The organism is Pseudomonas sessilinigenes, assembly GCF_003850565.1.
GTDB lineage: Bacteria > Pseudomonadota > Gammaproteobacteria > Pseudomonadales > Pseudomonadaceae > Aquipseudomonas > Aquipseudomonas sessilinigenes.
The window spans coordinates 5,983,665-5,997,723 of sequence record NZ_CP027706.1; the positions used below are offsets into that span (position 1 = coordinate 5,983,665).

General features: G+C 65.9%; 10 protein-coding genes. 7 read left to right on the forward strand and 3 right to left on the reverse strand.

What is annotated here, in order from left to right:
• The first annotated feature begins 13 nt into the window (after positions 1–13).
• From C4K39_RS27435 to C4K39_RS27465, 7 genes are all read left to right on the forward strand, one after another.
• On the forward strand, positions 14–1,588 hold the full coding sequence (locus C4K39_RS27435; RefSeq protein WP_124347920.1) for an ABC transporter ATP-binding protein: 1,575 nt from the start codon (positions 14–16) through the stop codon (positions 1,586–1,588).
• 224 nt (positions 1,589–1,812) lie between these two features.
• Positions 1,813–3,231 (forward strand): sigma-54 interaction domain-containing protein, encoded by a 1,419-nt coding sequence (locus tag C4K39_RS27440; RefSeq protein WP_124347921.1) that lies wholly within the window; start codon positions 1,813–1,815, stop codon positions 3,229–3,231.
• A 285-nt stretch (positions 3,232–3,516) separates the two neighbouring features.
• Positions 3,517–4,908 (forward strand): GntP family permease, encoded by a 1,392-nt coding sequence (locus C4K39_RS27445; RefSeq protein ID WP_124347922.1) that lies wholly within the window; start codon positions 3,517–3,519, stop codon positions 4,906–4,908.
• 7 nt (positions 4,909–4,915) lie between these two features.
• The gene (gene hbdH / locus C4K39_RS27450; RefSeq protein WP_124347923.1) at positions 4,916–5,689 is read left to right on the forward strand and encodes a 3-hydroxybutyrate dehydrogenase; all 774 of its coding nucleotides are present in this window, start codon (positions 4,916–4,918) and stop codon (positions 5,687–5,689) included.
• 71 nt (positions 5,690–5,760) lie between these two features.
• Complete coding sequence (locus C4K39_RS27455; RefSeq protein WP_124347924.1) at positions 5,761–7,716, forward strand: acetoacetate--CoA ligase; 1,956 nt, start codon at positions 5,761–5,763, stop codon at positions 7,714–7,716.
• A 348-nt stretch (positions 7,717–8,064) separates the two neighbouring features.
• Complete coding sequence (locus tag C4K39_RS27460) at positions 8,065–10,617, forward strand: PAS domain-containing hybrid sensor histidine kinase/response regulator (RefSeq protein ID WP_068581246.1); 2,553 nt, start codon at positions 8,065–8,067, stop codon at positions 10,615–10,617.
• A 37-nt stretch (positions 10,618–10,654) separates the two neighbouring features.
• A complete protein-coding gene (locus C4K39_RS27465; protein ID WP_011061856.1) occupies positions 10,655–10,930 on the forward strand; it encodes a peptidylprolyl isomerase in 276 nt (91 codons plus the stop codon).
• Between the two features lie 101 nt (positions 10,931–11,031).
• Here C4K39_RS27465 and kdgK read toward each other — a convergent pair whose 3' ends face one another.
• From kdgK to C4K39_RS27480, 3 genes are all read right to left on the reverse strand, one after another.
• On the reverse strand, positions 11,032–11,949 hold the full coding sequence (kdgK, locus tag C4K39_RS27470) for a 2-dehydro-3-deoxygluconokinase (protein WP_124347925.1): 918 nt from the start codon (positions 11,947–11,949) through the stop codon (positions 11,032–11,034).
• A gap of 71 nt (positions 11,950–12,020) precedes the next feature.
• Complete coding sequence (locus tag C4K39_RS27475; RefSeq protein WP_124347926.1) at positions 12,021–13,238, reverse strand: amino acid deaminase; 1,218 nt, start codon at positions 13,236–13,238, stop codon at positions 12,021–12,023.
• Between the two features lie 47 nt (positions 13,239–13,285).
• The gene (locus C4K39_RS27480; RefSeq protein WP_124347927.1) at positions 13,286–14,050 is read right to left on the reverse strand and encodes an IclR family transcriptional regulator; all 765 of its coding nucleotides are present in this window, start codon (positions 14,048–14,050) and stop codon (positions 13,286–13,288) included.
• Positions 14,051–14,059 lie beyond the last annotated feature (9 nt).

Below are 14,059 nucleotides of genomic sequence, written 5' to 3' on the forward strand. Positions count from 1 at the left end.
GCGGACTGTAGAAATGACTGAAAACCTGATCGAAATCCGCCAACTCAATGTGGCCTTCGGCGGCCGCCCGGCGGTCCGCGACCTATGCCTGGACATCCGTCCCGGCGAGTGCCTGGCGCTGGTGGGCGAGTCCGGCTCGGGCAAATCGGTGACGGCCCACTCGATCCTGCAACTGCTGCCCCAGACCGGCTGCAGCAGTAGCGGCAGCGTGCGTTACCGCGGCCAGGAGCTGATCGGCGCCGACAGCGCCACGCTGCAAAAGCTGCGGGGCAACCGCATCGCCATGATCTTCCAGGAGCCCATGACCTCGCTGAACCCGCTGCACAGTATCGAGAAGCAGATCGGCGAAACCCTGCTGCTGCATCGCGGCCTGGGCGGCAAGGCGGCCCAGGCACGCATCCTCGAACTGCTGGAGCTGGTGGGCATCCAGAAACCCCGGGAGCGGCTCAAGGCCTACCCACATCAGTTGTCCGGCGGCCAGCGCCAACGGGTGATGATCGCCATGGCCCTGGCCTGCGAACCGGAGCTGCTGATCGCCGACGAACCCACCACCGCCCTGGACGTCACCGTACAGCGCAAGATCCTGCTGTTACTCAAGTCCTTGCAGCAACGCTTGGGCATGTCGCTGCTGCTGATCAGCCACGACCTCAACCTGGTACGGCGCATCGCCCAGCGCGTGTGTGTGATGAAGTCCGGGGAAATCGTCGAGCAGGCCGATTGCGACACCCTGTTCAACGCTCCGCAGCACCCCTATAGCTGCGAGTTGCTGCACGCCGAACCCGAGGGCCTGCCACTGTGCCGCGACACCCGCGACACCGTGCTGGAGGTGGACAATCTCTGCGTCGAGTTCCAGGTCGGCGGCGGCCTGCTGAGGCGCAAACAGTACCTGCGGGCGGTGGACGGCATCAGCCTGCGCGTGCAGCAGGGCAAGACCCTGGGCATCGTTGGCGAATCCGGCTCGGGCAAGTCGACCCTGGGCCAGGCGATCCTGCGGCTGCTGGATTCCCAAGGTGGCATCCGCTTCCAGGGCCAGGCCCTGGACGGGCTCAACCAGAAACAGCTGCGGCCCTGGCGCAAGCAGATGCAGGTGGTGTTCCAGGACCCCTTCGGCAGCCTCAGCCCGCGCATGTCGGTGGCGCAGATCATCAGCGAGGGGCTGGAAGTGCACAGCCAGTACGATGCCCGCCAGTGCGACGAGCAAGTGATCCGCGCCCTGGAGGAAGTCGGCCTTGACCCGGAAAGCCGCCATCGTTATCCCCACGAATTCTCCGGCGGCCAGCGCCAGCGCATCGCCATCGCCCGGGCCCTGGTGCTCAAGCCGGCGCTGATCCTGCTGGACGAACCCACTTCGGCCCTGGATCGCACGGTGCAGAAACAAGTGGTGACCCTGTTGCGCCAGCTCCAGGAGAAGTACGGCCTGACCTACCTGTTCATCAGCCACGACCTGGCGGTGATCCGTGCCCTGGCCCACGACATGATCGTGATCAAGGACGGCCAGGTGGTGGAAAGCGGCGCCAGCCACCAGGTATTCGCAGCCCCGCAGCACCCCTACACCCGGGAACTGCTGGCCGCCGCCCAACCCGGCTGAACCTGCGGCGATCGACGGCCCTCCCCGTTCGTGCCCGCTATGCGCCCATGCGCAGCCTGCGACAGCGGCTACACCAAGCCTCGCCCCTGTAGCCGCTGCCGAGCCTGCGAGGCTGCGGCAAGGTCCGCAGGACATTCCGGCAATCTCCAGCCACCTCTTCCCTGGTCGCGCCCGGGAGGGGATTGTCGGCATAATCGGCGCCGCCAGCCCCAGGACCCCAGCCCATGAACGACAGCGAAAACCTCAAGGACTACCAGCGTGTGCGCCAACTGGCGATCCGCTCGCTGTTCGAAATCATCGAGCAATCCAGCGAAGGCACGGTGATCGTCGACCGCGACGCCAATATCGTCTGGATGAACGAGCGCTATGCCCGGCGTTTCGGCCTGGAGTCGGCGACATTCGCCATCGGCAAGCCCTGCGAGAGCGTGATCCCCGGCAGCCTGCTGCGTGAAGTGGTGCGCACCGGCCGGCCGATCCTGCTGGACATGCAGGACACCCCCAAGGAACCGCTGGTGGTCATGCGCCTGCCGATCCACGACGCCGCGGGCCTGGTGATCGGCGCCATCGGTTTTGCCCTGTACGACGAGCTGCGCAGCCTCTCGCCGATGCTCAAGCGCTACCTGAGCATGCAGGAAGAACTGGCCTCCACCCGCTCGCTGCTGCGGGCCCGGCAGACCAAGTACAACTTCGCCCATTTCATCGGCACCAGCAGCGCCAGCCTGGAGGTCAAGCGCCGGGCCCGGCGCGGCGCCAGCACTGAGTCGCCGGTGTTGCTGCAAGGCGAAACCGGCACCGGCAAGGAGTTGCTGGCCCAGGCCATCCACGCCGCCTCGCCACGGGCGCACAAGCCCTTCGTCAGCATCAACAGCGCGGCGATTCCCGAAGCCCTACTGGAAGCTGAGTTCTTCGGCACCGCCCCCGGCGCCTTCACCGGCGCCGACCGCAAGGGGCGCGCCGGCAAGCTGCAGATCGCCCAGGGCGGCAGCCTGTTCCTCGACGAAATCGGCGACATGCCGTTACCCCTGCAGAGCAAGCTGCTGCGAGTGCTGCAGGAAAAGGAGTTCGAGCCGGTGGGCTCCAACGAGGTGATCCACAGCGATGTGCGGATCATTGCCGCCACCTCCACCGACCTGGAGGCGGCGATCAAGCGCGGAGAATTCCGCGCCGACCTGTATTACCGCCTCAATGTACTGCCGATCCAGGTGCCGGCCCTGCGCGAGCGCCTGGACGACCTGCCGGCGCTGAGCGAAGGCATCCTCGAAGAACTGCGCAGCCAGCACGAACTGACACCCGAGGCCCTGGCGCTGCTGGGCCAGCACGCCTGGCCGGGGAACATCCGCGAACTGCGCAACGTGCTGGAGCGCGCGGCGTTGCTCAGCGACGACCTGCTGCTCGGTGCCGGGGATATTCGGGCGGCGATTGGCAACTTCAACCCACTGCCGCCCACGGCCATCGCCGCGTCCGCCGAGGCGTTGCCCCATGAAACCTTTGCCGCGGCGCGCGAGCGTTTCGACCGTCAGTTGATCGAGACGACTCTGGCGCAATGCGCCGGCAAAGTGGACCAAGCGGCGCGGCACCTCGGCCTGGGCCGCTCGACGCTGTACAAGAAAATGGCAGCCCTGGGCATCGCTGAGTCTCAATAAAGAGACACATATCTCCATTTGGAGAAATAGCCAGCGCTTCGCGCTGATCGCGGGTAAGACCCATCCTTACAGAGACGTGCGTGGCTTTTGTAGGAGCGGGGCTTGCCCGCGATAGCACCCTCAGGCTCGAGAAAAGTCTCAAAATAGAGACAAAATTCCTTGCCGTCACTTAATAAATATAAAAACTCCTTATATTTCAATAACTTGTAAAAATGGCACAAAACTCGCTATAGCCCCTCTCCACACGCAGTACCCACAACAAGAACAATCCTGGAGAGACACACCATGAGTGTGATCATTGCCCTGGCAGCCCTGGCGCTGCTGATGCTGGCCGCCTACCGTGGCTACAGCGTCATACTGTTTGCCCCCATCGCCGCCCTCGGCGCCGTCCTGCTCACCGACCCATCCGCCGTAGCGCCTGCCTTCACCGGGGTGTTCATGGAAAAGATGGTGGGTTTCATCAAGCTGTACTTCCCGGTGTTCCTGCTGGGTGCGGTGTTCGGCAAGCTGATCGAGTTGTCGGGGTTCTCCCGCTCCATCGTCGCCGCCGCCATCCGCCTGCTGGGCACCCGCCAGGCGATGCTGGTGATCGTGCTGGTCTGCGCCCTGCTGACCTACGGTGGCGTGTCGTTGTTCGTGGTGGTGTTCGCGGTCTACCCGTTCGCCGCCGAGATGTTCCGCCAGAGCGAAATCCCCAAGCGCCTGATCCCGGCGACCATTGCCCTGGGGGCGTTCTCCTTCACCATGGACGCCCTGCCCGGCACCCCGCAGATCCAGAACATCATCCCCAGCACCTTCTTCAACACCACCGCCTGGGCCGCGCCCTGGCTGGGGCTGATCGGCACCCTGTTCGTGTTCTGCGCCGGCATGCTGTTCCTCCAGCGCCAACGCAGCAAGGCGCAAAAGGCCGGTGAAGGCTACGGCAGCGACCTGCGCAACGAACCGGAGACCGCCGCCGACCTCAAGCTGCCCAACCCCTGGGTGGCCCTGTCGCCGCTGTTGCTGGTAGGGGTCATGAACCTGCTGTTCACCCACTGGATCCCCCAGTGGTATGGCAAGACCCACAGCCTGGCCCTGCCGGGCATGGCGGCGCCGGTGACCACCGAGATCGCCAAGCTCACCGCCATCTGGGCGGTACAGGCCGCCTTGCTGGTGGGCATCCTGATGGTGCTGGCATGTGGCTTCGGCGCCATTCGCAGCAAGCTCGCCGAAGGCAGCAAGAGCGCGGTCAGCGGCGCCTTGCTGGCGGCCATGAACACCGCCTCGGAGTATGGCTTCGGCGCGGTGATCGCGTCCCTGCCGGGGTTCCTGGTACTGGCCGACTGGCTCAAGAGCATCCCCAACCCGCTGGTCAACGAGGCCATCACCGTGACCCTGCTGGCCGGCATCACCGGCTCCGCCTCGGGCGGCATGAGCATCGCCCTGGCGGCCATGTCCGAGAGTTTCATCAGCGCCGCCCACGCCGCCAACATTCCCTTGGAAGTGCTGCACCGGGTGGCCGCCATGGCCAGCGGCGGCATGGACACCCTGCCCCACAACGGCGCGGTGATCACCCTGCTGGCGGTCACCGGGCTGACCCACCGCGAGGCCTACAAGGACATTTTCTGCATTACCCTGATCAAGACCCTGGCGGTCTTCGTCGTCATCGCCACTTTCTACGCCACTGGCATCGTGTGAGGTATTCATGACCACTCTTTCTGGCAAGACCGCCCTGGTCACCGGTTCCACCAGCGGTATTGGCCTGGGTATCGCCCAGGTCCTGGCCCGGGCCGGAGCCAACCTGATTCTCAACGGCTTCGGCGACGCCTCCCAGGCTATCGCCGAGGTCCGGCAGCACGGCGTCAAGGTTGGCCACCACCCGGCGGACGTCAGCGACCCGGCGCAGATCGCCGAGATGTTCGCCTATGCCGAACGCGAGTTCGGTGGCGTCGACATCCTGGTGAACAACGCCGGCATCCAGCACGTGGCCACCGTCGAGGCGTTTCCAGTGGAACGCTGGGACGCGATCATCGCCATCAACCTGTCGGCGGTGTTCCACAGCACCCGCCTGGGGCTGCCGGGCATGCGCGCCAAGGGCTGGGGGCGGATCGTCAACGTCGCCTCGGTGCACGGCCAGGTGGGTTCGGTGGGCAAGGCCGCCTATGTCGCGGCCAAGCACGGGGTGATCGGCCTGACCAAGGTGGTGGGCCTGGAGACCGCCACCAGCAACGTTACCTGCAACGCCATCTGCCCGGGTTGGGTGCTGACCCCGCTGGTGCAGAAGCAGATCGACGACCGCGCAGCCAGCGGCATCGACCCGCAACAGGCGCGCCACGACCTGCTGGCGGAAAAGCAGCCCTCCCTGGAGTTCGTCACCCCGGCGCAGCTGGGCGAGCTGGTGCTATTTTTGTGCAGTGATGCCGCAGCCCAGGTCCGCGGTGCGGCCTGGAACATCGATGGCGGCTGGCTGGCGCAATAACGGCAGCGGCAAGCTGTAAGCGGTGAGCCGCCAGCAACAGCAGATCAGAAGAACAACAAGAGAGCCCTTGCATGTCCGACATACTCTGGCAACCCAGCGCCGAGCGCATTGGCAATACGCGCATCGACGCCTTCCGCCGCTTCATCAACCAGCGCCACGGCCTGGACATCGGCGACTACCCCGGCCTGCACCAGTGGAGCATCGACCAGCGCGAAGCCTTCTGGCAGGCCATCGTCGACTTCTTCGAGGTCAGCTTCCACCAAGGCGCCGAATGCGTGCTGCGCGAAGGGCCGCAGATGCCCAGCGCCCAGTGGTTTCCCGGGGCCACCCTGAACTTCGCCGAACACCTGCTCAAGCGCCGAGACGACAGTGTGGCGGTGGTCGCGATCGCCGAAGACGGCCAGCGCCAGCAACTGACCTACGCCGAGCTGGCGGCCCAGGTCGCCGGCCTGCAAGCCAGCCTGCGGGCCATCGGGGTCGGCCTGGGCGACCGGGTGGCGGCCTGCATGCCCAATACCTGGCAGACCCTGGTGGGCATGCTCGCCACCACCAGCCTGGGTGCGGTGTGGTCCAGTTGCTCGCCGGACTTCGGCACCCAGGGCGTGATCGACCGTTTCGGCCAGATCGAACCCAAGGTGCTGATCACCTGTGCCGGCTACCGCTACGCCGGCAAGGATGTGGACCAGGGTGAAAAGATCGACCAGATCCTCCAGCGCCTGCCCTCCCTGGAACAACTGCTGATCGTGCCCGGCACCCGGCCCCAGGCCCGCGCCGAGGACTACCGGACCCAGGCCCGGGTCAGCCTGTGGCAGGACTTCTACCGGAGCGGCGGCGACCCCGTGTTCGTCGCGGTGCCCTTCGCCCACCCGCTGTACATCCTCTACTCCAGCGGCACCACCGGGGTGCCCAAGTGCATCGTCCATGGCACCGGCGGAGTGCTGTTGCAGCACCTGAAGGAACACGGCCTGCACGCCGACCTCGGCCCCGGCCAGCGGCTGTTCTACTACACCACCTGCGGCTGGATGATGTGGAACTGGCTGGTCTCGACCCTGGCCACCGGCGCCAGCCTGGTGCTCTACGACGGCTCGCCGTTCCACCCCCATAACGAGCGCCTGATCGACCTGATCGACAGCGAAGCGATCAACGCCTTCGGCACCAGCCCCAAGTACCTGGCCGCCCTGGAGAAAGCCGGTAGCCGGCCACGCCTGAGCCACCGCCTCGACAGCCTCAAGACCCTGCTGTGCACTGGCTCGCCGCTGTCGCCCCAGAGCTACGACTACGTGTATCGGCAGATCAAGGCCGACCTGTGCCTGGCCTCGATGTCCGGCGGCACCGATATCGTCGCCTGCTTCGTCGCCGGCAACCCGGTGCAAGCGGTGCACCGTGGCGAGATGCAGGGCAAGGGCCTGGGCATGGCCATCGAAGTCTGGAACGACCAGGGCCAGCCGGTGCTCGGCGAGAAAGGCGAACTGGTCTGCACCCGGCACTTCCCGAGCATTCCGGTGGGGTTGTGGAACGACCCGGACCAGAGCCGGCTGCGCGACTCCTACTTCAAGTTGTTCCCCGGGGTCTGGGCCCAGGGCGACTACGCCGAACAACTGGCCGATGGCGGCTGGCTGATCCACGGTCGTTCGGACGCGGTGCTCAACCCCGGCGGCGTGCGCATCGGCACTGCGGAGATCTACCGCCAGGTGGAGAAGCTCGAACAAGTGCTGGAGAGCCTGGCCATCGGCCAAAGCTGGGAGCAGGACGTGCGGGTGGTGCTGTTCGTGCGCCTGCAGGAGGGCGTGGCGCTGGACAACGCCCTGCGCGAGCGCATCCGCCAGGTGATCCGCAGCAACACCACGCCACGTCATGTGCCGGCCAGGATCCTTGCGGTGACCGACATCCCCCGGACCATCAGCGGCAAGATCGTCGAGCTCGCAGTGCGTAATGTGGTCCATGGCCTGCCGGTGAAGAATACCGACGCCCTGGCCAACCCCGAGGCCCTGGAACAGTTCCGCGACCGCGAGGAACTGCGCAGCTGATACACCGCACCGACCGCTCCTGCGGCCGCTGCGCGCCCGTGCGCAGCCTCGCAGGCTCGGCAGTGGCTACAGGCACCGCGCTGGATTGGCTGCGCTTGGTGTAGCCGCTGCCGCAGACTGCGTACGGCCCGGCACAGCCCCCCCCAAATCTGACTCCCCGCCGCACCTGGCACACCGCGCCAAGCGAGATCGCGGCCGCTGTGCGATGCCCGGCGCTGGTCATCGAACGGCAATGCGGGTGAAAATGACCACGCCAGAACCACCTACACTCCATCCGTTTGCATAGGCAGCACGCTTCACAGGCTGCCGGTCATTGCGCCGTACCGCAGCGCCCAGGACTCCCTCGACATGAATGGCTCCCACCACGGCAGCGAAGCCGCCACCCTGATTGCCCGCCTGGACTGGGCGAGCACGGCCCTGGGTGACTCAGGGCAATGGCCGCAGAGCCTGCGCACTGCGGTAGACATCGTGATCCATTCGCCGATGCCGATGCTGCTGCTCTGGGGTGGCGAACTGACGCAAATCTACAACGATGGCTTCGCCCTGCTGGCGGGCAACAAGCATCCCAGGGCCTTCGGCCAGCCAGCACACCTGATCTGGCCGGAGCTGATGGATTTTACCGACCCGGTTTATCGCGCCGTGCTCAACGGCCAGGTACGCACCTTCAGCGAGCAGCGCTTCAACCTGCAGCGCACCAACGGCACCGCCTACGAGCTGTGGCTGGACCTGACCTACAGTCCGATCCGCAATGAACACGGCGATGTCGCCGGGATCCTGGTCACCGCCATCGAAACCAACGAACGCCGGCGCATCGCCCTGGAGCTCAAGCAGCGCTCCGACGACAGCCTGCGAGCCCAGCACGAGACCGAAGAACGCCTGCAACTGGCCCTGGCCGCCACCGATGCGGTGGGTACCTGGGACTGGAACATTGGCGAAGACCGCTTCATTGCCGATGCGCATTTCGCCCAACTGCACAGTGTCGACCCACTGCGCTCGCGCCAACTGCCCATCAGCGAGTACCTCAAGGGCGTGCACCCTGAAGACCGCGGCATGGTGGCCCGCAGCATCAAGCACTGCATCAGCCATGGCAGCGAATATGCCGAGGAGTACCGCCTGCAACTGGCTGATGGCCAGATGCGCTGGGTCTTTGCCCGGGGCCGCTGCTACAAGGATCACCATGGCCGGCCGACGCGCTTTCTCGGCGCGGCCCTGGACCTCACCGAGCGCAAGCAGATGGAACAGGCGCTGCGCCAGGGCCAGACCGAGTTGCAGTTGATCATCAACGCCATGCCGGCATTGATCGCCTACGTCGATCGCGAAGAGCGCTTTCGCCTGAACAACAGCGCCTACCTGGACTGGTACGGCGTGACGCCCCAGGAGCTGTACGGCAAGACCATCCGCGAGGTGGTAGGCGAAGAAATCTATGCCTCGCGAGCCGAGAAGATCGCCCTCGCCCTGTCCGGCAAGCCGTGCAGCTTCGAGGCCAATTCCCCCCATCGCGACGGTCGCCCGCGCCATGCCTTGACCCGCTACCTGCCACGCCATGGCGCCGATGGCGCAGTCAACGGGTTCTATATCTTCGTCAACGACGAGACCGAGCGCCGGCAGACCGAGGAAGCCCTGCGCAACCTCAATGAAACCCTGGAGGAGCGGGTCAATCGCCGCACCGAGGCGCTGGCCACGGCCAACCAGCGCCTGCAGAACGAGATGTTCGAGCGCGAGCGCGCCGAAGACGCCCTGCGCCATGCGCAGAAAATGGAAGCGGTGGGCCAGCTCACTGGCGGTATCGCCCATGACTTCAACAACATGCTGACCGGCATCATCGGCAGCCTGGACCTGATGCAGCGCTACATCGACAACGGCCGCAGCGACCAGATCGGCCGTTTTACCGACGCAGCCATGTCGTCGGCCAAGCGCGCGGCCTCCCTGACCCATCGCCTGCTGGCTTTCTCCCGCCGCCAGTCACTGGACCGCCGCCCCCTGGACCCGAACCAACTGGTGCGCTCGCTCAATGATCTGTTCAACCACACCAAGGGCGAGCACATCGAACTGCACTTGCAACTGGCCGATGGCATCTGGTCGGTGAATACCGACGCCAGCCAACTGGAAAACGCCCTGCTCAACCTGGTGATCAATGCTCGCGATGCCATGCCCAACGGCGGACGGCTGCTGATCGAGACCAGCAACAGCTATCTGGACGGCAGCGACATCAGCACCCTGGAGCCCGTCAAGGCTGGCGACTACGTCATGCTCGGCGTCAGCGACAACGGCGCCGGCATGAGCCCGCGGATCCTGGCCAAGGCCTTCGACCCCTTCTTCACCACCAAGCCCATCGGCCAGGGCACGGGCCTGGGCCTGTCGATGATCTACGGCTTCGCCCAACAGTCGGGGGGACACGTCACCATCAGCAGCGAGCCGGACCAGGGCACCTGCGTGCGCCTCTACCTGCCGCGCCTGCACGCCGCGCCCCAGGAGCACAGCGAACCCGGTGCCAGCGGCGAGCCGCCCCAGGCCATTGCTGGGGAAAGCGTGGTGGTGGTCGAGGACGATCCGGCGGTGCGCATGCTGGTGCTCAATGTGCTGAGCGAACTGGGCTACCGCGCTTTCGAAGCCGAAGATGCTCGTAGCGCCCTGCCCTTGCTGGAGTCGCCGATGCGTGTCGACCTCTTGGTGACCGACGTCGGCCTGCCGGGCATGAACGGGCGGCAACTGGCAGAAATCGCCCGCCAGCATCGCCCCGGGCTCAAGGTGCTGTTCATGACCGGTTATGCGGAAAAGGCCGCCGAGCGCCAGGGCTTCCTGGAGCCGGGCATGGACTTGATGGCCAAGCCGTTTTCCATCGAGGAGCTGGCGCAGAAGATTCGCCAGATGATCGGCCGCGAGCCTGCGAATCAGGCATAATCCGCGGCCGCCGATTTCCCGCGACAAGGTTACCCCCATGAAAGCCCAAGCCCGCCACATCCTGGTGAAAACCGCCGAAGAGGCCGAACAGCTCAAGCAGCGCATCGCCAAGGGCGAAGCCTTCGACGTGCTGGCCAAGAAGTACTCCACCTGCCCGTCCGGCAAGCGCGGCGGCGACCTGGGCGAAGTGCGCCCGGGACAGATGGTCGGCGCCATCGACCAGGTGATCTTCAAGAAACCCCTGCGCACCGTGCACGGCCCGATCAAGAGCAAGTTCGGCTACCACCTGGTACAAGTCTTCTTCCGCGACTGACCTGTAGCCGCTGCCGAGCCCGCAAAGCTGCGCCAAGGCCCACAGGGCCTTCAGCGCCTTCAAGACCGACCCTGCGGCCCATACGCAGCCTGCGGCAGTGGCTACACCGCGTGGCGAGGAATCAGGGCACCTGGGTGCTGGATCACCCGTGCCGCCAGGCGATGCCCGGCTTCGGCGGCTGACACCACCCCCTGCCCTGACAAACGTGCAGCCAGGTAGGCGGCGCTGAACGAATCCCCCGCCGCCGTGGTATCCACCACCTTGTCCACCTGCTGCGTCGGCACCTGGTACAGGCCCTCGCCACAGCGCACCCAGCACGGCTGGGCGCCGCACTTGACCACCACTTCGGCCAGCCCGGGATAGGCCGCCAGCACCGCTTCAGCATTGGCATGGCCGAACAGCGCCTGTTCGTCATCCAGGGTCAGCAGCGCCAGGTCGACCTGCTCCAGCACCTGCCGGTAGGTCTGCCGCGCCTGCTCCACGGATGCCCAGAGCCTGGGCCGGTAGTTGTTGTCGAACACCACCTGCGCCCCTCGCCGACGAGCCTCGGGCAACAGTTCCAACAACCGGGCACGACCGGACTCGCCCAGCACCGCCAGGGTGATGCCGCTGAAATACAGCACGTCGTAGCCCTGCAACTGCTCCAGGATCGCCCCGGCCGCCGGGGTGTTGAAGCAGTCGCGCACCGCCGCCTCGTTGCGCCAATACAAAAAGCGCCGCTCGCCACGCTCATCGGTCTGGATGCAATACAACCCCGGCAAGCGCCCGGGCAGGCGCTGGACCTTGTCCAGGCCGATCCCCTCGGCGGCCCAGGCCTGACACATAGCTTCGCTGAAACTGTCGTCGCCCAGGGCGGTGACGTAATCGACCCGGGCGCCCTCGCCCAGCTCTCGGGCCAGGTACACCGCAGTGTTCAAGGTGTCGCCGCCGAAGCTCTGTTGCAGGCTGCCGTCGGCGCGGTGTTGCAGTTCGATCATGCATTCGCCGATCAAGGCGATGCGCAGGTTGGCGGTGTTCATGATGAAGGCATCTCTGGCGAGTATTTGTGTTGTCGGGGAGGACATCATCACCTGCGCAGCAGGTGCCAGAATCAGAAGCAGGTCTCGAGGTTTTCCAAGACCCGCAAGTGCTCGTCCACCAACAACCCGGTGCGCCACTTGTCGAACGTCAGGCATGGGTGGGAGGTGCCGAAGGAGAGGATGTCCCCCACCCGCAGCTGTACCCCAGGGGCGATGGTCAGGAACGCATGCTGGTCCATCACCGCGGTAACCTTGCAGCCACTGACGTCATCCCCTGCACTCGCCTCGGCCCCGGCCCGGTAGCGCCGCAACGGCAGCGGCAGGCCGGCGTCATAGGCCACGTCGCGCTTGCCCAGGGCCACCACCGCGAACCCCGGCTCCGGCAGCGACTGCACATGGGCCCAGACTTCCATCGCCGGGCGCAGGCCTTCGTCCAGGTCGCTGCGTCGGTCCAGCACGCAGCACTGGGCCTCTTTGTAGATCCCATGGTCATGGGCCACATAACTGCCCGGGCGCAGCACGCTGAGGAACCGGCCCTTGGCGTTATGGGTCTCAAAAGACTCGGCGATCAGGTCGTACCAGGCCGAGCCCGAAGCGGTGATGATCGGCCGCTCGATGGCGAACAGGCCGTCGTCTTGCAGGTCCACCGCCAGGCGCACCAGGGAGTCGGCGAACTGGCGAATACCCGCTACCGCCTGGTCGCCATGGATCACCCCCTCGTAGCCTTCGATCCCGCACAGGGCCAGCGCCGGCTGGGCCTTGATCGCCCGGGCCAGTTCCACGACCTCCTGCTCGCTGCGACAGCCACAGCGCCCGCCCACCACGCCGTACTCGATCATCACCTTGAGGGTGACGCCGCGCTGGGCGAAAAACGCCCCCAGGTCGGCGACGTTGTCCGGGTGATCGACCATGCAATAGAAGTCGAAATCCCCAGCGGCCAGCAACTCGGCCACCAGCGCCATGTTCGGCGCGCCCACCAGTTGGTTGGCCATCAGCACCCGGCGCACGCCATGGGCATAGGCCGCCCGCGCCTGCACGGCGGTGGCCAGGGTGATGCCCCAGGCGCCGGCGTCCAATTGCCGCTGGAACAACCCCGGCATCATGCTGGTCTTGCCATGGGGGGCCAGCTCGGCGCCACTGGCGCTGACAAATGCCTGCATCCAGCGGATGTTGTGTTCCAGGGCCTGGCGATGCAGGACCAGGGCCGGCAGGCTGACGTCCTTGAGCAAGCTGGCGCCGGTGGCGGCCGCGCCCTTTTGCACTAGCGGCAGATTCGAAACAGAAGACATGTGGCTACTCCTTGGCAAAGCGGCCAGCGACGGCCGCGGGGTACACGTTAGTCGTTGATCCGCCGGGCCAGGCGATCGGCGCTGTCGAGCAGCACCTGGCGATAGTGGCGGTAGTTGGCCTGGGCATCGGCCCGGGGCGCGACGATGCACAGGGTACAGACACACACCCCGTGCTCGTCGCGCACCGGCGCGGCAAAACAATGGGTGAAGGTGTCGGCGACGCTGTCGAAAGAGAAGAAACCTTCCTCGCTGGCCTGGCGGATTTCCTTGAGGAAAACCTCCAGCGACAAGCGCTGGCCATCGGGGAGGATGAAGTCGCCCTCGTCGATCAGCTCGACAATCTGCTCATCACTCAAGTGCCCCAGCAGCAAGCGCCCGGACGCGGTCCAGGGAATGGGCGCGTTCTCGCCGATGTCCGAGGAAATGCGAAAGTGCCGCGCGCCCTCCTTCATCAGCGCCACCGTGTACTTGCGCCCATTGAGCAGGCACATCTGCGCGGTTTCGCCGGTCTGGGCGACGATGTCCTGCAGGGCCTGGTCGGCCTCGCGGCTCAGGTCGAAATGCCGCAAGTGCGCCTGGCCGAGAAAGTACAACTGGCGCCCCAGGTACACATGCCCGTCGCGCCCCACCGGCTCCAGGATGCGCCGCTCCAGCAGGGATTCCACCAGCTCGTAGACCGTGGACTTGGGGCTGCCCACGCCCTTAGCGATATCGTTGGGACGCAGCGGCTGGCCGACCTCCTTGAGGAAATCGAGGATGTCGAACGCCCGGTCCAGGCCCCTGGCCCGGCGCTTGATGTTGTCTTCGCTCATCTTCGAACC

What these genes read in the sequence shown, in the direction of transcription:
- C4K39_RS27435 (WP_124347920.1), top strand. Translation starts at nt 14, where the DNA reads ATGACTGAAAACCTGATCGAAATCCGCCAACTCAATGTGGCCTTCGGC.
- C4K39_RS27440 (WP_124347921.1), top strand. Translation starts at nt 1,813, where the DNA reads ATGAACGACAGCGAAAACCTCAAGGACTACCAGCGTGTGCGCCAACTG.
- C4K39_RS27445 (WP_124347922.1), top strand. Translation starts at nt 3,517, where the DNA reads ATGAGTGTGATCATTGCCCTGGCAGCCCTGGCGCTGCTGATGCTGGCC.
- hbdH (WP_124347923.1), top strand. Translation starts at nt 4,916, where the DNA reads ATGACCACTCTTTCTGGCAAGACCGCCCTGGTCACCGGTTCCACCAGC.
- C4K39_RS27455 (WP_124347924.1), top strand. Translation starts at nt 5,761, where the DNA reads ATGTCCGACATACTCTGGCAACCCAGCGCCGAGCGCATTGGCAATACG.
- C4K39_RS27460 (WP_068581246.1), top strand. Translation starts at nt 8,065, where the DNA reads ATGAATGGCTCCCACCACGGCAGCGAAGCCGCCACCCTGATTGCCCGC.
- C4K39_RS27465 (WP_011061856.1), top strand. Translation starts at nt 10,655, where the DNA reads ATGAAAGCCCAAGCCCGCCACATCCTGGTGAAAACCGCCGAAGAGGCC.
- kdgK (WP_124347925.1), bottom strand. Translation starts at nt 11,949, where the DNA reads ATGAACACCGCCAACCTGCGCATCGCCTTGATCGGCGAATGCATGATC.
- C4K39_RS27475 (WP_124347926.1), bottom strand. Translation starts at nt 13,238, where the DNA reads ATGTCTTCTGTTTCGAATCTGCCGCTAGTGCAAAAGGGCGCGGCCGCC.
- C4K39_RS27480 (WP_124347927.1), bottom strand. Translation starts at nt 14,050, where the DNA reads ATGAGCGAAGACAACATCAAGCGCCGGGCCAGGGGCCTGGACCGGGCG.